The sequence below is a fragment of the Acinetobacter sp. FDAARGOS_559 genome (assembly GCF_003940475.1).
GTDB classification, from domain to species: Bacteria; Pseudomonadota; Gammaproteobacteria; order Pseudomonadales; family Moraxellaceae; genus Acinetobacter; species Acinetobacter baumannii.
Genome location: NZ_RKJG01000005.1, coordinates 2,563,416 through 2,587,466, shown reverse-complemented (window position 1 = coordinate 2,587,466; position 24,051 = coordinate 2,563,416). Strand labels below are relative to the sequence as shown.

Below are 24,051 nucleotides of genomic sequence, written 5' to 3'. Positions count from 1 at the left end.
GCCTCGCTTAAAGTTTAGCAGCCAGCTGAGACAGCATGGCGTTATGAGCTTCTGCATCAACTTGTTGGTTCAGGATCTTTTCTGCACCAGTTACTGCCAAGGCAGCTACTTGTTGACGTAATTCTTCGCGAGCAGAATTGATTTCTTGATCAACAGCTTCTTTAGCCTGTTGACGAATACGCTCACCTTCAGCCGCAGCTTGAGTACGAGCTTCTTCGATCAATTGCGCTGCACGACGGTTCGCTTGTTCGATCAATTGAGCCGCTTGTGCTTTAGCCGCATCAAGCTCTTGCTTTACTTGCGCTTGTGCATCGGCAAGGTCAGCTTTCGCTTTTTCTGCTGCATTTAAGCCATCAGCGATTTTGCGCTGACGCTCACTAATCGCATTGATTAGTGGTGGCCAAACAAACTTCATGCAGAATGCGACAAAAAACGCAAACGCAATCGCTTGACCAATCAATGTGAGGTTGATATTCATTGCAATTCCTCAAATAGTGGATTTAGGAATTAAGCTGATTAACCTACAAATGGATTAGCGAAGATGAAGAACAAGCCAATACCAACACCGATCATAGGCACAGCATCAAGAAGACCCGCGATTAAGAACATACGAGTTTGAAGTTGTGGAGCTAATTCTGGTTGACGAGCAACAGCTTCTAAAAAGCGACCACCCAAAAGACCAAAACCAATCGCAGTACCCAAAGCACCGAAAGCGATCAAGATAGCAGATGCAATTGCAACTAGACCTAAAGTGAGTTCCATGAAAAATTCCTCAGAGGTTAGGTTATTACCAAATTAAATTAAAAAAATTCAGCCCAACCATCGTTTGACAGTTAGGCAATACCATTAATGTTTTTCGCTTGCCATGCTCAAGTAAACGATGGTAAGCATCATAAAGATGAATGCCTGCAACGTGATTACAAGAATGTGGAAGATCGCCCAAGGCACAGATAACGCCCATTGAATCCAGAACGGCAATAATGCGATCAGGATAAAGATCAACTCACCGGCATACATGTTACCGAATAGTCGGAGAGCCAATGAAATAGGACGAGCAAGGAATGTTACCAATTCCAAAATCAAGTTCACTGGAATAAGCAACGCTTTTGCAACTGGATTACTTGGGTTAAATGGGTTAAGTGCCAACTCGCCTACGAAACCGCCAACACCCTTTTCGCGGATGCTGTAGAACAAGATAAGTACAAACACAGATAAAGACATACCAAGGGTAATGTTTGGATCTGTAGATGGAACGATCTTGAAGTAAACGTGGTGAGGGTCCATACCAAATACGTTAGCACCCACAAATGCAGCAACTTGAGGAATCCAGTCAACTGGGATCAAGTCCATTAAGTTCATGAGGAAAATCCACACGAAAATAGTGAGTGCAAGTGGAGCGATTAAACGTGATTTGCCATGAAAAGTATCACGGACACTTGAGTCAACAAACTCAATGATCATTTCAATTGCAGATTGGAACTTTGTTGGAACGCCAGCATTTGCAGCTCTCGCAACTATCCAAAATAACAAACAGAAAATCACACCAAGGCCAATTGACCAACCCATTGAATCCAAGTGAATTGCAGTGAACCCCATCGAATGAGCTTCTTCAGCAGTCTCAGCCAATTTCCATGTACCATCTGGCATTTTGCCATAGGTCATATTGGTCAAGTGATGCTTGATATACTCTGTCGAAGTGAGGGCATGTTCTTCAGCAGCCATAAATCACACCTGGTCAATGTCAATTACTAAAAAGAAGGGAAACGAACATCGGCGTACTGTCGATATCTCGCCACCCTCCAAAAAATCTTCAATTCTTCTTGTTTCTATACCCGTTTTTGTAGACGTGACACCCAAAAAGGAGCAACCCACGACATCGCTTGAACGAGAATAAAACCAAACAGCAATGCTAACGGTGATAAAGGTTTAACATTGCTCAAAATCAAAATAAATCCAACGATCATGATTGCAAATTTGCCTAACATGCCCCTATACATGTTAGACAGCACTTGTTTAGATGCTCTCGCACCTGCCGTTCTGAAGGATTGCCACGCAAAATAGCTCGTAGCAAGCCAGCAGACCAATGCACCAAGTGCCGCACTTAATGCTGCTGTCATGTCTTTTATGCTCCACGCCACAAGTGCGGAAACAGGGATCATGCATGCTTGTAAGAAGACCAAAGCTTTTGCTAATCGTCGGTCAATCAAGCGACTAGTTTGGCTCATTTTTATCCACTCACAGCATAAATGCTTGACAAGTTTAGCTGATGATCGCTTTTAATCGCAGGCATTATAGAGTTACACCCCTGAACATGCAATCTTTTCCCGACTTTAGTCGGGGTTTTTCGTGACAGGTGGTGCTGACGCTACAGTCAGCCTTTGTTTACTTTTTATCTCACTTTTGCGTATTTAATACACATTTATCAGTTTTTATCGCCAGTTTCTTCCATGCTGTTACAAAATTATCTTCATTATTCATACTTTCATCAACGGGTTGGAAGATAATACTACCCAGTTTTTGATATTGCCCTTTTGTTGTAAAACTTTCTGCAAGTAAACACATCTGAGCTTTTGGTCGACTATCATTAAGGTACTTTATTTGTGCCGCTGTAGGAGCTACATGCGGATCATCCGTTAAGGCACCCGCAAACTTTAAGTTTAGCGAACGCTCCAAATATTGATAAGCATCATGATAAGACCAATACGGTTTACCGTTGCTTGAGCTATCGTAAGCTTGAGCCGCCTGCAACATATTTCGTGCAAATGTATTCGCATTATTCCAATACTTCGCTTTGTTTTCAGGATGCTGTTGTGATCGTAAAGCTGCAATAAAAAAGCCAATACGTACTGCATTGTTTGGTTCTAACCAAACATGCGTATCCACAGTATTTGGTAAAGCAGCCCCACGTGTATTGCGCTGCGGCAAAATAGAAAGAATACCGCTATCTAACAAAGCAATTGCTTTCTTATTGTTACTTAGCAATTTGTTGAGCGGAGCTTCATGAGCTTTTCCTAACCAGATCACTAAAGAAGCATCATTAATTGCTTTACGGTGTGCCGGTGTTAACTGTACATCATGCCCACTTTGCCCTTGAAGCAATAACTGGGGTTCTTCAACTCCTTTGGTAATTTCTTTTGCAATCAAATAGATTGGGTGCGTAGAGACAACCAAACCCTGACTCCAACCTAACGTACTCATAAGAGAGAACAGACTGAAAACAAAAACGCGGAACATGACAGACCATCAATTAGTAATAGCTCGAAGCATGTTATAATATAACAAAGTTACAAAAATACCTAAGATTAATCGAATGAAGCACCGCTTCATGCTAATATTCCATTAAAAATTTGAGGTTATGTCTATGAGTTCTTGCATGCATGAACATCATGATTCTTTGCATGGTGTACATGATCACCATAATGTCGCAAGTCGTTTAGCTGAAGCAGAAACTTTATGTACTGCGGTCGGCGCACGCCTTACGCCTTTGCGTAAAGAAGTTCTTGAACTCATTTTAAATGCTTCAGGTCCTATGGGTGCCTATGACTTATTAGCACGTATTAAAAGTCAAACAGATCGACCTGCCGCCCCTCCTACTGTTTATAGAACTTTAGACTTTTTATTAGAAAAGGGTCTTATTCATCGCTTAACATCTATTAATGCTTACATACCATGCTGTCACCCACGTGAAGGTCATCAGGCTGCATTCCTGATTTGTACCGAATGTCACACGGTTAAAGAAGCATCTTCACAAGGTCTAACCCAACAACTTGACCAACTTGCAGCTTTAGATGATTTCGCAGCACAACACAGCATTATAGAAATTTCGGGGAAATGCCAGCAGTGCCGCACAGCTCGCTAAATCCTGTTTTGATTCAACTTGAACAGGTCTCTGTTCATCGTGATCAGCGGGATATATTAAAAAAAGTTGATTTTGCTCTGCATGAAAATGAAATTGTGACCTTAATTGGTCCTAATGGCGCAGGTAAATCAACTTTAATTAAAGTTCTACTTGGTATTTTAAAGCCAAGTAGTGGACGCGTCATAAGCAATAAAAAACTAAAAATGGCTTATGTGCCTCAGAAATTTAATCCATCTCATAGTCTTCCTTTACGGGTACAAGATTTATTAGATCTGGAAAAGTGTAGCCCTGCCCTTCGTCAGGAAATTATTCAAGACACCGGTATTGCCAAACTACAACAATCAAAAGTTCAGCAACTTTCTGGTGGAGAGCGCCAACGTGTACTGCTAGCACGTGCTTTACTTAGAAAGCCAGATATCCTCGTTCTTGATGAGCCTATGCAAGGCTTAGATATTCAATCAGAAGCTGAGCTTTATGAATATGTACGTAGTCTGCCGGAACGTTATGGTTGTGCCATTTTAATTGTTTCCCATGATTTACAGTGGGTCATGCAGGGAACTCAACGCGTTGTTTGTTTAAACAAGCATATATGCTGTAGCGGCTTACCAGAAAGTATTCAGCAACATCCTGAATACCAAGCAATATTCGGTACTCAGCGAGTTTTCTATCAACATCATCATGATCACTGTGCGCATGGTGACGCTGCACACCCCTGCCCTCACAATAGCAGACCTCACATTCACCCGGAACCGGAAGCTTAAGCCATGATGGAATGGTTACAATTATTGTTACCCGCATGGATTATGGGAACCTTATTAGTCTTTTTGACTGCACCACTTGGTTGTCTCATGCTATGGAGACGTATGTCTTTTTTTGCAGACACCATGGCACATGGAACCTTACTTGGGGTAGCAATTGCTGGTGCTTTAAGCCTTCCTCTCTGGCTTGGCGTAGCAGGTACTGCAATTTTATTAGTCGCTATTTTATGGGCACTACATGACAATCGTTTACCGAACGATGCTTTGCTTGCCCTATGCTCAGCAACATTACTATGTAGTGGCCTCCTGTTTATTCAACATGTTCCAAGTTTAAGACCGGAGCTTTTAAGTTATTTGTTTGGTGACTTACTGAGTATTGACTGGCCAGATCTGCCTATTTTTACATTAATTATTGCAGTATCACTCGCCATTCTTTATCACTATTGGCAACCACAAATTCAAATTGCCATTGATCCAGACATTGCAATTAGTGAAGGGGTAAATGCGAAATGGCAGCGTCTCATTTTTATGTTACTGCTAGCCTTATTTACAGTATTAGCTTTACGTGCAGTAGGTTCACTTTTAATGGGGGCACTACTGGTTATTCCAGCGTTGAGCGCTCGACTACTCGCTCACTCACCAAAGCAGATGGTTATTTGGGCCTTTGTTTTAGCTCAACTCGGTGTCAGTGTTGGCCTATGGTCAAGCGCAGCACTTAATATCTCGACTGGCCTCAGTATTGTTTTATGTATGGCTTTAAGTTTTGCACTTATCTTTATGGTTCAAAAAATCAAAAATCAAACTCAAGCGGCCTAAATCAGGCTGCTTGATGGACCGTACTTAGCAATAACGCTGCACAACTAAACATGACAGCAAAACCACGGTTCAAATATTTTTGTTGCTTAGGAGAACGTAGCAATCTTAAAACTTTTGAAGCTAGCCCTGTATAACCAGCCATTACAATCAAATCAATCGTAACCATAGTGGCTGCCATAATCAGGTATTGTATCCATTGGGGTTTGCTTAAATCTAAGAACTGAGGCAAAACTGCCAATAGAAATACAATCGCTTTAGGGTTACTGATATTGACCACAAATCCATTGAATAGCAGAGCAGAAACAGATTTATCCTTTTTTTCGTGTTGAATTTCTATATCTTTTACTGGTGCTGTCCACTGCAAATAGGCTAAATACAATAAATAAGCTACCCCAAACCACTTAACCGCCTGAAAAGCCAACGGGGTCGTTGCGAATAGAACACCTACACCCGCCGCTACAATCATGATTTGAATTAACAAGGCGATTTGCAAGCCAATTGCATTCCAGTAGCCATGTCTAAAGCCATAATTTAAGCCGCTCGACATAGAAGCAATTGCCCCTGCTCCCGGAGAAATACTAATGACCCAACAGGCCAACATATAAGCAAACCAAACTTGCAAAGACATAGCGAAATAGATAATAAAAGTGGAATTATACCGTTTTATAAAACTATCGTGGCGATAATTCAAACAATAAAATCAATAAATAGACTACTAACGGCTCTTCGCATCAGGCACAATAATTGAAGCTCATACTAAATTATAATTGAGGAGAGATCTTCTAATGACTGCTCAATCTGTCATTTTGCCATTACCATCTGATCATGCCCGTTTTATTGTTCTTCGTTTAAAAGATTTAACAATTGCTGAATTAAAAGAACAACTCGAAACTTTATTCGAAACACGTGACCGTCTCATTACTCAACATTCAGACGCACAAATTAAGACAGCAGTCGCTTTTGGTCCAGAACTTTGGAAGCAACTTTACAGTCAATCTCCTGCTGGTTTTAAACAACTTGAACCAGAAAATGGCGCATTCAATATGCCAGTCGTACCAGCTGATGTGCTTATTCACATTGCCAGTATGCGTTCTGATATCTGTTTTGCATTAAGCCAAGCATTTTTTGAAGGGATTAAAGATAAAGTTGAGGTTCTGGATGAGCGTGTTTGCTTCCGTTACTTCGATGGTCGCGATATTACTGGCTTTATAGATGGTACTGAAAACCCTCAATTTCCAGATGACCGCGCAGAAACCGCTCTCCTCCCAGAAAGTGCTGGAGTATTTGCAGATGGTAGTTTCATATTTGCGCAGCGCTATGCACATGACTTAGAAAAATGGAAAAAACTTAAAGTCGATGCACAAGAAAATGTCATGGGCCGTACCAAGCTTGAATCTATTGAATTAGATGATGATGTTAAACCGGAAAATGCCCATGTCGCTCGTACTGTCGTTGAAGATGAGGAAGGCGAAGAAATGGAAATCCTACGTCACAGCTTACCTTATGGTGACGGTCGAGGTGATCAAGGTTTATTCTTTATTGCTTACACTAAAGACCTGAGCATTATTGATGCGATGTTAAAGCGCATGTTTGGTACAAGTGGGGATGGCATTCATGACCGCTTACTGCACTTCGTGACACCACTTGACGGGGCATATTACTTTGCACCAAGTGAAGAATTATTAGAAGAAATTTTAGAGGCTTAAAAGAAAAAAGAGGAGGTTAAGCTCCTCTTTTCACATTCTCATTCTTAGAAAGGAATACGTTTATATTTACGGTATTCTGGTTTCCAGAACGATTGATCAATCTTCTGCTTAAGCAAATCATCACTAATGGTTACAGCCACACCATCTGCCATTGCAGCTTTTGCCACTTCAAATGCAATCACTTTAGACACTTGTTGAATTTCGCCCAAAGGTGGCAATAAATCAGCTTGTGGATCTTTCAGCAACGGTGAACAGTCTGCTAAAGCACTACTTGATGCCATGAGCATGTTTTCTGTAACGCGTTTAGCGCCTGATGCTACTACACCTAAACCAATACCAGGGAAGATGTATGAGTTGTTGCACTGAGAAATATTATAAAGCTTGCCGTGATGATTTACAGGTGCAAATGGGCTACCCGTTGCAATTAATGCTTTACCTTCAGTCCATTCCACAATATCCGCCGGTACTGCTTCTACACGCGAAGTCGGGTTAGATAACGGCATCACAATTGGTCGTTCACAATTGGCAGCCATTGTTTTAATAATTTCTTCGGTGAATAGGCCCGGCTGACCAGAAACACCGATTAATACTGTAGGCTTGGCATTTTTAACAACATCAAGCAGTGAAATCACTTCTTCAATATTGCCCCATTGGTCTACTACTTCAGCTTTTTGAGCTAACTTACGTTGGAAGTCTAATAGATTTGGCTGATTTTCAGTGATCAAACCAAAACGATCCACCATGTAAACACGAGCACGTGCTTCAGCATCGGTTAGTCCTTCTGAAACCATTTGTGCAACGATTTGCTCTGCAATACCACAACCAGCTGAACCTGCACCTAAGAAAGCAATTGTTTGGTCTTTTAATTGTTTACCTGCTGCACGGCTTGCAGCAATTAAACTACCAACAGAAACCGCTGCTGTTCCTTGAATATCATCATTGAAACAACAAATTTTATCGCGATATTTTTCTAAAAGTGGCATCGCATTTTTTTGTGCGAAATCTTCAAACTGGATGAGCGCTTTTGGCCAACGACGCTTTACAGCTTCAATCACCATATCTACAAAGTCATAATACTCATCACCACTAATACGTGGTTGACGCCATCCCATGTAGATCGGGTCATTTAATAATTGAGGGTTATTCGTCCCTACATCGATTGTGATTGGCAATGTGTAAGCAGGGCTAATACCACCACATGCGGTATACAGCGAAAGTTTCCCAATTGGAATACCCATACCGCCAATGCCTTGGTCACCAAGACCTAAAATACGTTCACCATCTGTAATCACGATGACTTTGACATTATTTTTATTAACGTTTTGCAAAATATCATCAATCACATCACGATCTGGATATGAAATGAAAACACCACGATGACGGCGATAGATATCAGAGAAACGTTGACATGCCTCCCCCACAGTTGGCGTGTAAATAATTGGCATCATCTCTTCAAGATGATTTTCAATTAAGTGGTAGAACAGAGTTTCGTTGGTATCTTGGATATTACGTAAATAGATGTGCTTATTAATATCATCATTGAAAGCACAATATTGCTGATAAGAGCGTTGGCTTTGCTCTTCGATAGTTTCAATAATATGTGGAAGTAACCCGTGTAAGTTAAAGTTACTTCTTTCTTCTTGAGTGAAAGCGGACCCTTTATTCAAAAGGGGTAACTCTAAAAGTGTATAGCCTGCATAAGGGATATAAAGGGGATGTTTACTTGGGTGACCTGATATCATTGCCTATCTCATTTTCCAGCTTAGAACTCAGAAAAGTACAGTTTCAGCACTCTCTAAAGCTCGTTGTATGCGTAAGCTTAAGACTATTTAATACAAAATAGGTATTTTAAACTGTGATATTGAAATTGAATACTATTTAGAAAAAACATATAACAAAATTAATATTAAAAATTAATTACTTAGATTTTTCATCTTTTTAAATCTATTCTTTCTTAACTCTATATCTGGCTTAGAATCTTATATTTTTGTCCTGTATTACATTTTCATAAAAAATACCAAGTGTTTTACTATCTTATAATTTCAAAAATATTGCATAGAAAGCTTGAATTTACTTGTTTTTAGAATTTTACTAATTTTATTTTTTAATATTTACAAAAAAAATAGTTCCATGAAACTTCAAGAAAGAAATTAAATGAAAGCGTTAAATGCACTCCCCTAACTCATAGGAAATTTGCTATATTTGACGTTTTTCTGCGACATCTATTTTCGATTGATATGAATACGGCAATACAAGCAGCTCTCGACCATGCAGTGCAAACCCTTCAGCAAGAAGGTGTGCTTCCTTCGGATTGGAATAATTCAAGCAATTTAACACGCACCAAAGACCGAAGCCATGGCGATTTTGCTTCTAATATTGCCATGATCGGCTCTAAAGCTGCTGGTATGAAACCACGCGATTTAGCTGAGAAAATTCTAGCAGCGCTACCAGAAGTTGCAGACATCAGCAAAGCTGAAATTGCAGGCCCTGGTTTTATCAATTTCTTTTTAAATGCAGATCAACGTTTTGCAATTCTTGACCAGATTCAAGCTCAAAAAGAAAGCTTTGGTCGTAGCCAATCAAATGCAGCTAAAAAGATTCAAGTTGAATTTGTTTCTGCAAACCCGACGTCTAGCCTACACGTAGGTCATGGCCGCGGGGCTGCTTATGGTATGACTGTTGCAAACTTGCTTGAAGCAACAGGTGCTAAAGTTGATCGCGAATATTATGTAAATGATGCTGGCCGTCAAATGGATATTTTGGCGACTTCTACTTATTTACGTTATTTGGAATTACTTGGACAAAACCTTGTATTCCCTAAAAATGCGTATCAAGGCGATTACGTTAAAGAAATCGCACAAGGCATCATTGATAAAGATGGCGATGCTTACGTTCGTGAAGTTGCGAATGTTTATAAAGATGTACCAGAAGACGTGCAATATGCTGAAGAGCTAGATAGCGAAGGCAACAAAGTCGTATTATCTGGTGATAAAGAAAAACACATTGACGGTCTTATTGCCAACTCACAACAATTATTAGGTGAAGGCTACCGCGTATTCCATCAAGCCGCACTCCATGCCATTTTAGATGATATTAAAGATGACCTTGCTGACTTCGGCGTAACCTTTAATCAATGGTTTAGTGAAGCATCTCTTAGCGCAAAAATTGTCGAAGCGTTAGAAACACTTGATCAACGCGGCTTCTTATATGAAAAAGATGGCAACATCTGGTTTAAATCGACTGAATTTGGTGATGAAAAAGACCGTGTTGTGAAGCGCCGTAATGGTCAAACGACTTACTTTGCATCTGACATTGCATATCACTTAAATAAACTACAACGTGGTTATACTGACCTTGTTGATATTTGGGGTTCTGACCACCACGGTTATATCTCTCGCGTAAAAGCTGCGATTGATGCAATGGGTTATGACTCGAAAAAATTAACCGTTCTTTTAGTTCAGTTCGTAAGCTTATGGCGCGGTGGTGAGATGGTTCAAATGTCATCTCGTTCAGGTCAGTTCGTGACTTTACGTGACTTGCGTAAAGAAGTCGGCAATGACGCAGCTCGTTTCTACTACGTGATGCGTAAAAGTGAACAACACATTGACTTTGATCTTGACCTTGCTGTTTCACAAAGTAAAGACAATGCGGTGTATTATATTCAATACGCTCATGCACGTATTTGCCGTATGCTAGAAAAAGCAGCAAGCACTGGCTTACAATTTGAAGTAAGTGCTGCTCGTTCACATGCTGCACGTTTATCACTTGATGCAGAAACTGAAATTCTTGCTAAACTGGCTGCATATCCAGACGTTGTGTTACGTGCTGCTAATGCATATGAACCACACCAAGTAGGTAACTACTTAAAAGAATTAGCTGCGCTATTCCACGGTTGGTACAATGAACACAAAGTTTTAAGTGATGATGCTGAACTTACACAAGCACGCTTATTACTTTCAATCAATGTACAGCAAGTATTGCGCAATGGCTTAGAATTACTCGGTGTTTCTGCACCTGAAGCCATGTAAGTTAGTGTTGGGGTGTTTGGTCAAAGCCATATACCCCTTCATGTTGTAAGAAATAACGCTTTGCAAGGAAATCTATCTATGCGAAGCGATGTTTTAAAGTAAACGAGAACTAAACTCGAAATAAAACAATCAAAATACAGAGGAATAATCCACGTGTTTGGCAAAACGCAACGCGGTGTATCTGAAAGACCTAACAAGCCTAAAAAGCCTTTAATTCCTAAATGGTTAGGGACACTTGTCGCTATTTTAGCGGTCTTATGTATCGCAGTAATGCTCATGCTTTGGAAACCGTGGCAACCTGTTTCCTCAAAAAACCAGATTACTTCTGAGCACTATAAAGAAGAAGAAACCAATAAAGATTACCGCTTTTATGATCTATTGCCTCAACAGCAGGTCACTCCTATTCCGGAACAGGCAATTCCAGAAAGTAAAAATCAGGGTACTGCCATGATTGTAGAAGCACCTAGTACAGCTCAACCTGCCGCTTCTGAACCTGCAAGTGTAAGCACTGACGACACGACTGACTCAACAGCTGCTATACCTCAACAACCAAATTATATTTTACAAGTTCGAAGCTATACTGACCCCGATCAAGCAGATGCTCGACGTGCAGAAATCATTTTAAATGGCTTATCGGCTGATGTAATTAAAAGCTCTGAGAATGGAAAAACTTGGTATCGTGTTATTTCTGGTCCATATGACACTCAAGAAGCTGCTCTCGCTGCTCAACAAACATTGCAGCATAGCGGTATTGACTCTATCGTGATTAAACGCAGATAAAGATTAAGCAATAAAAAAGGAACAAATATTTGTTCCTTTTCTTTTATATATCAGCACAATTTCTTTCGTTTGACCCTAAACCTTTCTGTCTCGCTTTTTGAAAAGCTGGTCTTTGCTGAATCCGATGTAAGAATGCTTGAATATGCGGATATTTACCTTGAAGACGTGACTGTAGAGCCTCTAGTGGAAAACTCATTTGAATATCTGCAAATGAAAAGTCTCCTGCAAAATATTCATGCTCAGCCAAATAATTTTCTAAAAAACTAATATGATCTTTCATACGTGGACGAACAAAATTTGCTTTAACCCCTTCTGTAATTTTCTTTGCTACAGGCTGAATTAGCCAAGGTACATGTTTATTGACGTTGTTCATGACCAAAGTCATCACTAATAACGGCATAAGTGAGCCTTCGGCATAGTGCATCCAGTAAATATACTGCTGTAAATCCTGAGCTTGCTTAGGTTTAAACTGCTGTTTTTGATCATATCGCTGCTGCAAATACTCTAAAATAACGGCCGATTCTGCGATAACTTGCTCATCATCTGTCAAAATAGGTGCCTTGCCAAGCGGATGAATACATTTCAATGTTTCTGGTGCTGAATAGTTCGGAAGACGTTGATAAAAATGAATATCATAATCCAAGCCTAACTCTTCTAAAGCCCATAAAATCCGAAACGATCGCGAACATTCCAGGTGGTGTACACTAATCATGGTATTGCCTACTTTTATTTTTCTTTTTTACATAAAAAACAGCATGTGATCATGCTGTTTTATTCCATTTTTGGGATGGATATAAATCATCCACCGCAACAAAATAGCATTTTTATGCTGTAACAAGCACAGTATGAATGTCTAAACTACGTAACAAAGTTTTAGTGACTGGGGTTTTACTGCATATGGTTAAGATTTTTTGCTGAAGTTCTTCGTTTGGAAGTTCTTTAAAAACAATACGACGCTCGATATGTTCTTCATGCTCTCGATTGGTATGAAAATCAATTTCAACCGAGTACTCACCAAAATCATAACCCTTATGTTTTGCATACATTCTTAAAGTAATAAGTGTACATGCTGCCAGACTTCCGGTAAGCAAATCATAAGGTGCAGGCCCTTGGTCATGCCCTTCTAGCTTTTCAGGCTCATCACAAAAGTATTGATGACGGCCGCTGGTAATTTCACCTTTCCATTGTTCTGCAAGAGGCTTTGCTTTACTGCTCGCAATTACTGCTGTCATTTTGATGCTCTCATTTGATCTGGAAGAACTGGTGCTTCTAAGCGGGCACCCACATAATCTGGAATTTCACCAAAACGCACGTCATGATTAACCCATTGCTCACGTGCTTCTTTTAAATCGTCCATCGTACGTGCAACGAAATTCCACCATAATAAGATCGGAGTTTCAAAAGGTTCACCACCGATTAATAGCACACGGTTCCCTTTCTTTACTTCAATCTCAATTTCGTTCAAACCTGTATCTAATACAACCATATTGTCAGCAGTAAGTTCATGGCCATTCACATGAGCTACGCCATCTAATGCCATAAAACCATATTCAAATTCAGGATTTAGTGGAATACGTGTTTTAGTATCTTGGGTAGCAATGAGATCAACCCCTACTAACGGTGTATGAACCACAACTGGAGAAGTCGTCTCTAAATATTCACCCACCAGTACAGTAAATTCCAGACCGTCTTTTTCAACAACAGGAAGATCGGGATAATGTTCAAATTTCGGATCCATGTTGCGCTTATGGTCCGGTAATGCGATCCAGAGCTGTGCCGCATGCATTTGAGTTTCAGTATCAGGTGCAACCTCGGTATGAGAAATACCATGTCCCGCTGTCATTAAATTAACTTGTTTAGGACGAATTAATTGCTTTGACCCTAAACTATCTGTATGCATCATGGTCCCTTCAATCATCCAAGTGAAGGTTTGCAAACCAATATGTGGATGAGGTCCTACATCCAAACCATTGCCGGCAGGAAATGTTACTGGTCCTGCATGATCTAAAAAGCACCATGCCCCAATCATTCGTTTTTGTCGACTAGGTAAAGCCCGCTTAATCACCGTCCCCTGTCCAATTTCGGCAGAGCGAATTGGAAATTCCTGAATAAATTGATTGGCAAATTTTTCGCAATCCTTTGAATCCGAAATATCGTAATCGTTATTATTGCTCATGATATTACTCTCTTTTACCTATGCTTGTGCAATGAGTCGTTATACTGATCTTAACAATACACTCATTATTCAATATAGTCTTTTAGTAATACACAGGGTGCTATGAATGAGACAATCAATTTTTAATAATCGAAAATCTAAAGGGATATGGCCAACTTAAGGTGATTGGGTCTTAACTTGTTGTTTTAAATTTTTCATAAATTGTCCAAACTGTGGCAAGAATTCTTGAAACAATGGATGGTCTCGATTCTCTAACATGACTTCACTAAATAACTTTAGACCGACTGCAAAAGACTTTGTGGTTTGATCATCAAAAAATTCTGCTTTCTTTAACTTTTCAACAATCTCAAAAATATCGTCATGATTACCAGTATAGAACTCGAGCCTTTCCGTATAAGTAGAAACTTCCCCTTTGGCATCTTTTAAATGTTGTACCGTAACGTGATATTGATGCTGTTTCATACATAAACCCTCTATTAAAGTTGATAGTTTTTAGATAATTTCAACCTGTTTAAGACCCACCTATAGGCGCCCAATCGCAACAGCAGCCTGATCAATTTTTTCAGCAATTTGATAGATCTGCTCTTGCTTCAACTCAGTGGTATTCAATTTCAAACGTAAAGCTGTTTTTAAGTTTTCCATGGCACGGTGAATTTCGATTAATTGATCATTACTGTGAATTTCACGTCTCAAACGCAATTTCTCTAACAACCCACTTAGCTTGTCTTGGTGTTCATTTAAATAAGCTTCCCCAAATTCCGTAATTTGATATTGTTTACGCTCTACATCTAGCAAGTTAATGAGGTTCATTTCTTCCAGGCTAGTTAAAGTCGGATAGATTGTTCCTGCACTTGGCGTATAGCCATCGCCTACCAAATCACTTATTTCTTTAATAATTTCATAACCATGCTTAGGACTTTGCTGAATAAGATGAAGGACTAAAAGTTTCATACGTCCAGCTTCAAAAAGTCTCCCACGACGCCCCGAACGGTGATGGCCGTGATGATGGTCATTATGTTCAGCATAATGATGTTGTGATTGTTGTCTCATCTTTGGAGGTTCTCTAATACGCACAATTTATAACTATTAAGATATATCTTAATATATCTTTTATCAAGAAAAAGTAATAAACTCCAACCTATTACTTTGATAATTATTAAAATTAATATTATTTTCTTTAAACACTAAGTAATAAAAAAAGAGTGCTTAAGCACTCTTATATAGCCGTATGTTTAGTAAAGTCGGTAAAAAAAGCCAGAATCTAAAAAATTATTATGTGATCAAATTTCTTTTCTGCTCAAACTGCTCTTCAATTTTTGAACTCAGAAAATTAACAATAGGCTGCAAAGCATAATGTTCCTCTTGCCAATTTTGCTTGCCGATTTCCCCTCTATATTCCTGTATAAGCCGCTGCAATACGAATTTCTGCTCAGGAGGAAGCTGAGGCATAACCCATCGAGCTGCATTGCCTTTTGAAGCAATATCCTTCATGACTAAACTAAAATAGATCCGGCATAAAGCTAAAATCTGGTTTCTTTCATCTGCATCCTCATCCCAATGAGCTACAATTTCGGGATAAGTATCAGACATTGCTTGCCATAGTTCTTGATCAGAAATTTCAGGTGCCCATTGGTTTAGAGCTGGACCAAATAAAACTGTATGATGAGATCTCGCTTTTCTAAGCAATATACTAATATCTGGGTCTTTCTGCGAACTTAATGTTCCACCTTCTTTAAGTTCTTCACGTAGCCATTCACCAAACTGCATTTCATAACTTAAAGGATAATTTCCAGACTGAATCTCATCTTTTAATAAAATAGTAACTTCTAATGGTCTTTGTAATTCCCCAACAGGCTGTGAAATTTTTAGTAATTCTCGTGCAAGCTGCTCGCGTAAAGCAGATGTTAATGGTTGAGTAACCACGACCAGAACATCAAGGTCACTTTCTGGCCCTAAGCCACCATCAACAGCTGAACCATAAAGATAGATTGCAAATAATGATTCCGCTAAAAGTTGCTGTAATTTTTCTTGTAGATATTCTAACTGAATGAAATCAGACAACTCTCACCTCCTTCGGAAGAAACAGATATAAAAAAGGCAGGATTTAATCCTGCCTTTTCATTTGATTATTCCCACTCAATCGTTGCTGGTGGTTTAGATGACACGTCGTATACCACACGTGATACATCTTTAATTTCGTTCATAATGCGTGTTGAGATTTTATCAACCAATTCGTATGGTAAATGTGCAAAACGAGCTGTCATAAAGTCAACTGTTTCAACTGCACGAAGCGCAATCACCCATGCATAACGGCGGCCATCACCGACTACACCCACTGATTTAACAGGTTGGAAGACAGCAAATGCTTGAGCTGTTTTATCATACCAACCGCTGTCACGAAGCTCTTGCATAAAGATATCATCAGCAAGACGAAGAATATCTGCATATTCTTTTTTCACTTCACCCAAAATACGAACGCCTAAACCTGGGCCCGGGAATGGATGACGGTAGATCATGCTGTGCGGTAAACCAAGTGTAGTACCTAATTTACGTACTTCATCTTTAAACAAGTCACGTAAAGGTTCAACCAATTCAAATGCTAAATCATCTGGTAAACCACCCACATTGTGGTGAGATTTAATAACGTGTGCTTTACCTTGTTTGCTTGCAGCAGATTCAATTACGTCTGGGTAAATTGTACCTTGCGCCAAGAATTTCACGCCATCAAGTTTACGTGCTTCTTCAGCAAATACTTCAATAAACTCGCGACCAATAATTTTACGCTTTGCTTCAGGATCGGTAACGCCAGCTAGAGCATTTAAGAAGCGCGCTTCTGCATCTGCACGAATAACACGAATACCCATGTTTTCAGCAAACATTTGCATCACTTGGTCACCTTCGTTTAAACGAAGCAAACCATTATCAACAAATACACATGTTAATTGATCACCAATCGCTTTGTGTAAAAGCGCAGCAACAACAGATGAGTCAACACCACCAGAAAGACCTAAAAGTACTTTCTCATTACCAATTTGCTCACGTAACTGCTCTACACGCAAATCGATGATGTGTTCAGGTGTCCAAAGGCCACCACATCCACAAATTTTGTGAACGAAATTAGAAAGTAGCTCTTCACCTTTTGCCGTGTGTGTTACTTCTGGGTGGAACTGAACACCGTAAAAACGGCGTGTTTCATCACTTACAGCAGCAACTGGACAGCTTGGTGTGCTTGCAGTAATCGTAAAACCTTCTGGAATCTGGCTCACTTTGTCGCCGTGGCTCATCCAAACGTGTAGTTGGTTTTCGCGGTCATGTAAGTTGCCAATGAGTTGGTCACGTTTAACGATATCAACTTCGGCATAACCAAACTCATGTACAGTACCCGGCTCAACTTTACCGCCTAACTGTTCAGACATGGTTTGTAAACCATAGCAAATACCCAATACTGGAACGCCTAATTCAAACACCACTTGCGGTGCGCGAGGGCTGCCCTCTTCATGCACACTCTCAGGTCCACCTGATAAAATGATACCGTTTGGCTTAAAAGCACGGATGTCTTCTTCAGACATATCAAAGGCATACATTTCAGAGTAAACACCAGCTTCACGTACACGACGTGCAATGAGCTGACTATATTGAGAGCCGAAATCCAGGATCAGGATACGATCTTCAGTAATTTGAGTATTGGTAGTCATGACAAACCACTAAATGGCAAAAGAATTAAGCGCGCCATTTTAACATTTTTCACGCTTCGACGCACCGCAAATCATCATATATCTTATTTTTTTCATATTAGAATCATTTTAATAGTTAGAATAATCGATATAAAATATTATTTATTTATATTTATCAATACCCTAAAAGTTACTTTAGAACTTCATGCACATTGATAAATTCATCACATTCTATGCAACATCATAATGAATTTGATGTTAAGATGACCCGATAAAACAGGCATTACCATGGAAAGGTAAATACCATTAAGCGATATTTGTCTGACCTTAAACAGTTATCCGTTTTTTATGGCTTGTTGCCCCATATCAAAATCAATAGAAATCTAAGGAACAACAATGCTTCAAACTATGATTGCAGATTTCCAGCAACATTTTTGGTTGTATGTCTCTATTCCTTTCATGAGTGGTTTAATTGGCTATGTCACTAAAGTGATTGCCATTCAAATGATGTTTTCACCACTTGAATTTAAAGGTATTAAACCGTTTTTTGGCTGGCAAGGTATTGTGCCTCGTAAAGCCGAAAAAATGGCAACGACTGCTGTAGAGCTTATGACGGCTAAGCTCATTAAGCCCGAAGAAATTTTTGCTCGCCTTGACCCAAAGCGTATTGCTAAAGAAATTGAAAAACCATTAATGGCAGCAGCAGAAGATATTACCCGTGAGGTTGCTCAAGAATATCAACCAGGCTTATGGGAAGGCATGCCTGAGTTTGCCCGCCAAAGACTGATCCGCAGAGTGCAATCAAAAGCCCCGGAAATTGTCGAGCACATCATGAGTGAAGTGCAACGTGACGTAAATCGATATTTTGATATTAAACATTTGGTCATTAGTAATTTACTTAAAGACAAACGCCTACTGAACAATATTTTTAAACGTGTAGGCAAACAAGAGTTTAAGTTTTTCAGTAACGTTGGTTTTGTATTTGGTTTTGGTATTGGTGTAATCCAGATGCTCTGCTGGATTGTCACACAAGGAAAATATCCTTGGATGCTACCTCTGTTTGGCGGATTTGTAGGTTTTTTTAGTGACTGGATTGCCCTACAAATGATGTTTAGACCCCTCTATCCGAAAAAAATATTGGGCTATACATGGCAAGGTCTATTTATTAAACGTCAGAATGAAGTGGCAGCTGACTATGCAGCTTTAATTTCCAAACAACTTTTGACTTCACGCCATATGATGGAAGAGTTGTTTTCAGGTACTCACTCTGCACGTGTTATTGAGCTGGTTAACCGTCATGTCAAACAGGAAATTGACATGCAAGCAGGTGTAATCCGCCCCCTCGTTGTTTATGCAATTGGTGGAGAAAAATACCAGAATATGAAAACTCAGGTTGCGGAACGTATCATGCAGCAACTTCCAGAGACTATGAAATATGTTGAGTCTTATGCAGAAGACGCCATGAATATTCGCAATACCCTGATTGAGCGTATGCAGAAATTAACGCCTTCGGAATTTGAAGGTATGCTACGTCCAGCCTTTAAAGAAGATGAGTGGGCACTCATTGCAGTAGGCGCAGTACTTGGTTTTGTTGTTGGTGAGCTACAAATCCAGTTTATGCTTTAATTTTTAAATATAAAAAACCGGATGAATGAATCATCCGGTTTTTATTTTGCTTTAGATATTATTTTTCAATTGCATGGTCGAGGCTAATACGTCCAGCACCATGAAGCATCAAGAAAAATAAACCACCTGCCATTGCAAGATTTTTCATAAAGTGGATGCCATTGTTATATTGTGCTGCTGCATCAGCCCCACCTTGGTGAAATAAGAACGCAGTTAAGATACTAAAGATCCCAAGACCAAAAGCTGCGAAACGTGCTTGGAAACCAAATAACAACGCTAAACCACCACCGAACTCAACCAGAATAACTAATGGTAGAAGTCCACCTGGAACACCCATTGCTTCCATATATCCTGCAGTTGCTGCATAACCGGTAATTTTCCCCCAACCAGCAGCAAGAAAGATATAAGCGATAAGAAGACGAGCAACAAGGCTAATAAAACTGTCTGCGCCTGGTTGCGTCACGATATTTTTGACCACCACATTTGGATTAAACATATTGCCACCTTTATTTAATGCTTATTTGTTGATGAACTCATTCTAGGTTTGGGACATTGATAATTAAATACTCAAAATCCATATATATCGTTGCACAAATAGGATGATCAATTTGTATATTTTTGATGTTTTATACTGACTTTCTATAGGCTCACTGCTAGGATTTGAGCACGGTTTACCACTTAATCATCTCATGGAACTTCTTGATTTTATTCTACACGTTGATCAGCATCTCGCCGAATTTATCACAAATTACGGGACGTGGATTTATGGCATTTTATTTTTAATTATTTTTGTCGAAACCGGTTTAGTGGTTATGCCGTTCTTACCGGGTGACAGCTTACTGTTCGCAGCAGGTGCTTTAGCGGCTTCTACAGGCACAATGGACCCTTGGTTACTGGGCATTCTACTCTTCATTGCCGCGGTTTTAGGCGATACAGTGAACTATCATATTGGACGTTTTATCGGTCCACGTGTATTTGAGATGAATTCACGCTTTATTAATAAGCAACATTTAATTAAGACTCATGAATTCTTCGCCCGTCATGGTGGCAAGACTATTATTTTTGCACGTTTCATTCCATTTGCTCGTACCTTTGCACCTTTCGTTGCTGGCGCTGGCAGCATGAATTATAAGTTTTTCTTAACTTATAACATAATTGGCGCATTCTGTTGGGTAGCTTCTTTTGTCACTTTAGGCTATCTCTTCGGTGGACATCCACTTGTAAAAGATAACTTTACTCACCTTATTTTTGGCATCATTATTATTAGTATTTTACCGGGTGTGATCGGCTTCATACGTCAAAAGCTAAAAAACCGAAAAGCTAACGTTTAAAGAGCAATTAGAAAAAACGGAATACCACCGGAAGCATACATAAAATAAGTAACATGGCCGATCCTTTATATAGATGATCGGCCTTTATTTTTTTCATTGATCCTGTCAATAAAGCACGTCCGAAAAACATCCAGAAACTTGCTGCTGGAATAAGAATTAAAGTAAAAGCAGCCAGAACCATGAGAAAATTTTCAGGCGAATTCCATGTTTCAGCGGGGAAAATACCTGCGGCAAAAAGTAAAGACTTAGGATTTTTTAAAGTTGAGAAGAATAATTGACGTGGGCGAATATTACGATGATTTTGGCTAAATTGTTGTAAATGCGTGGTTTTCCATAAGCGGAATGCCATCCAGAATACATATAATACGCTAGTGATGTGCAAAATAAGCAGTAGTGCAGGCCAAACCGGATCTGCCAAATGAATGAACACCGCCCAAAAACTAATGCCATAAGCGTAGCCCAACCATTCCATTGGAATAAGCCAGAATGTTTTAGATAACCCTTGTGAGTGAGCGGCGGTTGCAAGTAATGCGTTTGTCGGGCCCGGAATAAGTAAAACAGCCAACATTGCTAATACAAAAAACCAGCTCTCAATCATATAATTTCCACATTAGTAAAGATGCGGCAACATTAAACGAAATGGGCAAAATATAGCAAGTTTAGAGCGTATTCTGATTAGAAAGAATACAAGTTATTCTAAGGCTTATCTTTAAAAAATTATTGATTTATAATAATTTTATTATGAAACATTTTGCTAAACTTTATTCATCACAATATGCAATTAGTTAGCATATTGTGATGCAAGACTGATGATTAATTCGTCTTTTTCCGAACAATAATTGGACAATTCTTAAACTGAGCAGCCTGAACAATGGCTTCTTGTTGACCTAATACACGTGAAAGTTCGGTGTTTTTGGTTGAAGAAGATTGTCCCATATTGACAGAGATGGATGGGCCGAATCCCCAACCGCCTCGTCCCCAGCCGCCGCCAAGCCCAAGTCCAACACCCATACCTGTACTTTTTGGTGTCTGTACACCATTGTCGATATATTGTTGAATACGGTTATATTCACTTTGTAGTTGCTGGCAACTCAAAGATTGATACTGCGTCGGAGACACATAAGTCGGTTTTACCGTTGTAGCACAAGCGCTCAATAGTAAAGTGGCCGCTGCCAAAGGCACAATATATAAGCCTTTCATCATTTTTCTCTTATCGTTTTGGTTCAATTTCGCTGAACAATGCCTCATAAGACTGAGTCAATTTGTGTTCTGGCGCTAAGTGAGCCAAAGGTAAATTTTTCTGATGTGATTCTTTCATCAAAATCGAAGGCGGTAACATGCTATTGAGCACTGGTAACCCTTCATCTTTTAACTGTTGAACCACTTCCCGAGGTAGTTTTGCTTGGGACTGGAACTGATTCACCACAATTCCTTCAATTTCCAAGCGATCATTATGATCATCTTGCGTTTCGAGAACATTTTCAATCAATGTTTGTAAAGCACGCTTTGAAAAGACATCACAGTCGAAAGGAATCAGGACCTTATCTGCTGCAATTAATGCAGACAATGTGAAAAAGTTAAAGGCTGGAGGTGTGTCAATATAAATGCGGTCATAGCGCCCAACCAAGCTTTGAATAGAGTCACGCAATTTATAAATTTTATGTTTGCTTTCAAGTGCATGCTCAAGAGCACCGAGCGTAGGGCTAGCCGGAAGCACATCTAATTTTGCAAAGGATGTAGAGTGTACAAAACTGTCGAGATCTTTGTTGCGTGGAGCTTTTAGAATTGAGCCCAGTGCGTTCCCAATTAAACCTTTTTGTTGATTATTTCCCAACACATATTCAAAGAAGTTTTCAATATTTGGTTCTAAAACTGCTTTATCAGCAGCGTATGTTGCTTCTTCACCTAAAAGGTATTGGCTTGAGTTGGCTTGAGGATCAAGATCGATAACCAAGGTCCTTAAGCCATGTTTGGCACTAATGGCAGCCAAATTTACAGTAATACTTGATTTCCCTACACCGCCTTTTTGGTTAAACACCACACGAGTTAGCATGTTTCCCTCTACATATTTTTTTACTGTATGCAGTTTAACCTAGAGCTTACGCAAAAAGGCAAAGAATGTAGAACAATTAAGCAAAAACAGGTTTCACTATCACCAGAATAATAATGGCAACAAATGCGATTGCACTAATGACCAAACCCGCACGGCGCTGAGCTAGCAAAATAGTGTCATCCTTTTTAAAGGCTTTCATTAAAGATGATAAGAGCACTAAAAATAAGATAATTTTAGCGTAGAACCATGGCTGTACCTGAAAGTTCTTCATCACCAGTAAAATTGCTCCGGTAATGAAAACCACGGTAAATGACAAATGCTGTAAAGCAACTAAAGCTTTACGCCCTGCTGGGTTAGGTTGTTCACCTTGTACACCAATAAATAGTGTAGAAGCGCGTAATACAAAAACCATAAGTGCGGCTGCTACCGCAGTCATATGGATAATTTTAGTGAGTAAATGTGCATCCATAAACTAAGCCCTTAGTTTTTAGGTGCATGTGCACATTCTGGACTTGCTGGCGCTTGACCTTGCCACTCACTTGGTAAATAAGCGTGGATTGCTAAAGCATGAATTTGTCCTGGATTCATTAAATCAGAAGCCAAGGCATAAACTTTTTGATGACGCTGAACCAAACGCAAGCCGTTAAATTCTTCACTCACCACAATCACTTTAAAGTGGGATTCTTTACCAGGAAAATAACCACCGTGGCCGGCAGACTCATTAATGACTTCTAAATGGCTAGGTGCAAGGGTCTGTAACCGTTCAATCAACTGTTGCTCAAGGCTCATAGCTTTTCCTTTTACGATTATTCGTATATTTAGACCTAGTATACCCTGTCTACACATAAACAAAAGTTGCTCTTGTACGCTTTGACTGCAAACAAAATGTCTATTTATTCGGCAACTTATCAATAAAAATAACTCTAAATACTCAATTCTGTTTTTATTTTATGCAATCAGCATAATTATTTGCATAAAGTTATTGACCCTTGTTTTGCTTAATGTATTATAAGCGGCACGCGGGAATAGCTCAGTTGGTAGAGCATAACCTTGCCAAGGTTGGGGTCGCGAGTTCGAGTCTCGTTTCCCGCTCCAGATTGGTTTTTTTTGAGAAAGTTTTAGTAAAAACTGCTCATACATGCGGGAATAGCTCAGTTGGTAGAGCATAACCTTGCCAAGGTTGGGGTCGCGAGTTCGAGTCTCGTTTCCCGCTCCAAATTCAAAAGGCACTTATCGGAAGGTAA

28 protein-coding genes and 2 tRNA genes are annotated in these 24,051 nt (G+C 39.6%); 10 read left to right on the top strand and 20 right to left on the bottom strand.

Translation table 11 applies throughout. The features are described from left to right. Positions 1–7: 7 nt before the first annotated feature. The 5 genes from EGS71_RS13920 to EGS71_RS13900 form a co-directional block, all read right to left on the bottom strand. Complete coding sequence (locus EGS71_RS13920; RefSeq protein WP_001024691.1) at positions 8–478, bottom strand: F0F1 ATP synthase subunit B; 471 nt, start codon at positions 476–478, stop codon at positions 8–10. A gap of 38 nt (positions 479–516) precedes the next feature. Then, a complete protein-coding gene (atpE, locus tag EGS71_RS13915) occupies positions 517–762 on the bottom strand; it encodes a F0F1 ATP synthase subunit C (RefSeq protein ID WP_000424060.1) in 246 nt (81 codons plus the stop codon). An 84-nt stretch (positions 763–846) separates the two neighbouring features. Next, on the bottom strand, positions 847–1,722 hold the full coding sequence (gene atpB, locus EGS71_RS13910) for a F0F1 ATP synthase subunit A (protein ID WP_000718586.1): 876 nt from the start codon (positions 1,720–1,722) through the stop codon (positions 847–849). Positions 1,723–1,826: 104 nt separating this feature from the next. Next, on the bottom strand, positions 1,827–2,225 hold the full coding sequence (locus EGS71_RS13905; RefSeq protein WP_000084237.1) for an ATP synthase subunit I: 399 nt from the start codon (positions 2,223–2,225) through the stop codon (positions 1,827–1,829). A gap of 169 nt (positions 2,226–2,394) precedes the next feature. After that, positions 2,395–3,234, bottom strand: a complete 840-nt coding sequence (locus EGS71_RS13900; protein ID WP_000490202.1) for a metal ABC transporter solute-binding protein, Zn/Mn family — start codon at positions 3,232–3,234, stop codon at positions 2,395–2,397. A gap of 127 nt (positions 3,235–3,361) precedes the next feature. Between EGS71_RS13900 and EGS71_RS13895 the strand changes: the two genes are divergently transcribed. From EGS71_RS13895 to znuB, 3 genes are read left to right on the top strand one after another with little or no spacing between them, the layout of a single operon-like run. Beyond that, positions 3,362–3,859, top strand: coding sequence for a transcriptional repressor (locus tag EGS71_RS13895; RefSeq protein WP_000093118.1), 498 nt, complete (start codon positions 3,362–3,364; stop codon positions 3,857–3,859). Beyond that, positions 3,832–4,620 carry a zinc ABC transporter ATP-binding protein ZnuC gene (znuC, locus tag EGS71_RS13890; protein ID WP_001112013.1) on the top strand — a complete coding sequence of 263 codons (789 nt, stop codon included), beginning with the start codon at positions 3,832–3,834 and terminating at the stop codon, positions 4,618–4,620. The genes EGS71_RS13895 and znuC overlap by 28 nt, the downstream gene beginning before the upstream one ends. 3 nt (positions 4,621–4,623) lie before the next feature. Continuing rightward, positions 4,624–5,433: a zinc ABC transporter permease subunit ZnuB gene (gene znuB / locus EGS71_RS13885; RefSeq protein WP_000970829.1), complete on the top strand. Its 810-nt coding sequence runs from the start codon at positions 4,624–4,626 to the stop codon at positions 5,431–5,433. A gap of 1 nt (position 5,434) precedes the next feature. On the opposite strand, the gene EGS71_RS13880 is transcribed toward znuB, so the two are convergent. Continuing rightward, positions 5,435–6,061, bottom strand: a complete 627-nt coding sequence (locus EGS71_RS13880) for a LysE family transporter (RefSeq protein WP_000058352.1) — start codon at positions 6,059–6,061, stop codon at positions 5,435–5,437. A 157-nt stretch (positions 6,062–6,218) separates the two neighbouring features. Between EGS71_RS13880 and EGS71_RS13875 the strand changes: the two genes are divergently transcribed. Beyond that, the gene (locus EGS71_RS13875) at positions 6,219–7,139 is read left to right on the top strand and encodes a Dyp-type peroxidase (RefSeq protein ID WP_000126814.1); all 921 of its coding nucleotides are present in this window, start codon (positions 6,219–6,221) and stop codon (positions 7,137–7,139) included. A gap of 44 nt (positions 7,140–7,183) precedes the next feature. Here EGS71_RS13875 and EGS71_RS13870 read toward each other — a convergent pair whose 3' ends face one another. Next, complete coding sequence (locus tag EGS71_RS13870) at positions 7,184–8,881, bottom strand: NAD-dependent malic enzyme (RefSeq protein WP_000623101.1); 1,698 nt, start codon at positions 8,879–8,881, stop codon at positions 7,184–7,186. A 495-nt stretch (positions 8,882–9,376) separates the two neighbouring features. Here EGS71_RS13870 and argS point away from each other — a divergent pair, with 495 nt between their 5' ends. Both argS and EGS71_RS13860 read left to right on the top strand, forming a co-directional pair. Continuing rightward, complete coding sequence (argS, locus tag EGS71_RS13865) at positions 9,377–11,167, top strand: arginine--tRNA ligase (RefSeq protein WP_001090288.1); 1,791 nt, start codon at positions 9,377–9,379, stop codon at positions 11,165–11,167. Positions 11,168–11,320: 153 nt separating this feature from the next. Beyond that, the gene (locus EGS71_RS13860) at positions 11,321–11,947 is read left to right on the top strand and encodes an SPOR domain-containing protein (protein WP_000467262.1); all 627 of its coding nucleotides are present in this window, start codon (positions 11,321–11,323) and stop codon (positions 11,945–11,947) included. A gap of 43 nt (positions 11,948–11,990) precedes the next feature. Here EGS71_RS13860 and EGS71_RS13855 read toward each other — a convergent pair whose 3' ends face one another. The 7 genes from EGS71_RS13855 to guaA all read right to left on the bottom strand — a co-directional run bounded on the left by EGS71_RS13855 (position 11,991) and on the right by guaA (position 17,818). Further along, positions 11,991–12,659 carry a glutathione S-transferase gene (locus EGS71_RS13855; RefSeq protein ID WP_000626445.1) on the bottom strand — a complete coding sequence of 223 codons (669 nt, stop codon included), beginning with the start codon at positions 12,657–12,659 and terminating at the stop codon, positions 11,991–11,993. A 112-nt stretch (positions 12,660–12,771) separates the two neighbouring features. Next, on the bottom strand, positions 12,772–13,179 hold the full coding sequence (locus EGS71_RS13850) for an OsmC family protein (protein WP_000127662.1): 408 nt from the start codon (positions 13,177–13,179) through the stop codon (positions 12,772–12,774). Then, a complete protein-coding gene (locus EGS71_RS13845) occupies positions 13,176–14,123 on the bottom strand; it encodes a pirin family protein (protein ID WP_000069626.1) in 948 nt (315 codons plus the stop codon). Before EGS71_RS13845 ends, EGS71_RS13850 begins: the two co-directional genes overlap by 4 nt. Positions 14,124–14,279: 156 nt before the next feature. Continuing rightward, positions 14,280–14,585 carry a DUF3861 domain-containing protein gene (locus EGS71_RS13840; protein ID WP_000809281.1) on the bottom strand — a complete coding sequence of 102 codons (306 nt, stop codon included), beginning with the start codon at positions 14,583–14,585 and terminating at the stop codon, positions 14,280–14,282. A 60-nt stretch (positions 14,586–14,645) separates the two neighbouring features. After that, positions 14,646–15,173, bottom strand: coding sequence for a PadR family transcriptional regulator (locus tag EGS71_RS13835; RefSeq protein WP_001249795.1), 528 nt, complete (start codon positions 15,171–15,173; stop codon positions 14,646–14,648). A gap of 222 nt (positions 15,174–15,395) precedes the next feature. Further along, complete coding sequence (locus EGS71_RS13830) at positions 15,396–16,184, bottom strand: aminoglycoside nucleotidyltransferase ANT(3'')-IIa (protein ID WP_001279068.1); 789 nt, start codon at positions 16,182–16,184, stop codon at positions 15,396–15,398. Between the two features lie 65 nt (positions 16,185–16,249). Beyond that, positions 16,250–17,818: a glutamine-hydrolyzing GMP synthase gene (guaA, locus tag EGS71_RS13825; protein ID WP_000210748.1), complete on the bottom strand. Its 1,569-nt coding sequence runs from the start codon at positions 17,816–17,818 to the stop codon at positions 16,250–16,252. Positions 17,819–18,205: 387 nt separating this feature from the next. Between guaA and EGS71_RS13820 the strand changes: the two genes are divergently transcribed. Beyond that, the gene (locus EGS71_RS13820) at positions 18,206–19,423 is read left to right on the top strand and encodes a DUF445 domain-containing protein (RefSeq protein ID WP_169518027.1); all 1,218 of its coding nucleotides are present in this window, start codon (positions 18,206–18,208) and stop codon (positions 19,421–19,423) included. Positions 19,424–19,481: 58 nt separating this feature from the next. Here EGS71_RS13820 and EGS71_RS13815 read toward each other — a convergent pair whose 3' ends face one another. Further along, a complete protein-coding gene (locus tag EGS71_RS13815; protein WP_000483007.1) occupies positions 19,482–19,919 on the bottom strand; it encodes a DoxX family protein in 438 nt (145 codons plus the stop codon). Between the two features lie 193 nt (positions 19,920–20,112). On the opposite strand from EGS71_RS13815, the gene EGS71_RS13810 reads away from it, so the two are divergent. Further along, positions 20,113–20,754: a DedA family protein gene (locus EGS71_RS13810; protein WP_000421340.1), complete on the top strand. Its 642-nt coding sequence runs from the start codon at positions 20,113–20,115 to the stop codon at positions 20,752–20,754. A gap of 7 nt (positions 20,755–20,761) precedes the next feature. Here EGS71_RS13810 and EGS71_RS13805 read toward each other — a convergent pair whose 3' ends face one another. The 5 genes from EGS71_RS13805 to EGS71_RS13785 form a co-directional block, all read right to left on the bottom strand. After that, positions 20,762–21,352 (bottom strand): LysE family translocator, encoded by a 591-nt coding sequence (locus EGS71_RS13805; RefSeq protein WP_000573143.1) that lies wholly within the window; start codon positions 21,350–21,352, stop codon positions 20,762–20,764. Between the two features lie 215 nt (positions 21,353–21,567). Next, positions 21,568–21,954 (bottom strand): hypothetical protein, encoded by a 387-nt coding sequence (locus EGS71_RS13800; RefSeq protein WP_000677531.1) that lies wholly within the window; start codon positions 21,952–21,954, stop codon positions 21,568–21,570. A gap of 10 nt (positions 21,955–21,964) precedes the next feature. Further along, positions 21,965–22,807, bottom strand: a complete 843-nt coding sequence (locus EGS71_RS13795) for a ParA family protein (protein ID WP_002009601.1) — start codon at positions 22,805–22,807, stop codon at positions 21,965–21,967. Positions 22,808–22,883: 76 nt separating this feature from the next. Then, the gene (locus EGS71_RS13790) at positions 22,884–23,276 is read right to left on the bottom strand and encodes a SirB2 family protein (protein ID WP_000338675.1); all 393 of its coding nucleotides are present in this window, start codon (positions 23,274–23,276) and stop codon (positions 22,884–22,886) included. Positions 23,277–23,287: 11 nt separating this feature from the next. Beyond that, positions 23,288–23,596, bottom strand: coding sequence for a BolA family protein (locus tag EGS71_RS13785; RefSeq protein ID WP_000051227.1), 309 nt, complete (start codon positions 23,594–23,596; stop codon positions 23,288–23,290). Between the two features lie 230 nt (positions 23,597–23,826). On the opposite strand from EGS71_RS13785, the gene EGS71_RS13780 reads away from it, so the two are divergent. After that, positions 23,827–23,902, top strand: a tRNA-Gly gene (locus EGS71_RS13780). A gap of 45 nt (positions 23,903–23,947) precedes the next feature. Beyond that, positions 23,948–24,023 (top strand) — tRNA-Gly (locus tag EGS71_RS13775). The last annotated feature ends 28 nt before the right edge of the window (positions 24,024–24,051 follow it).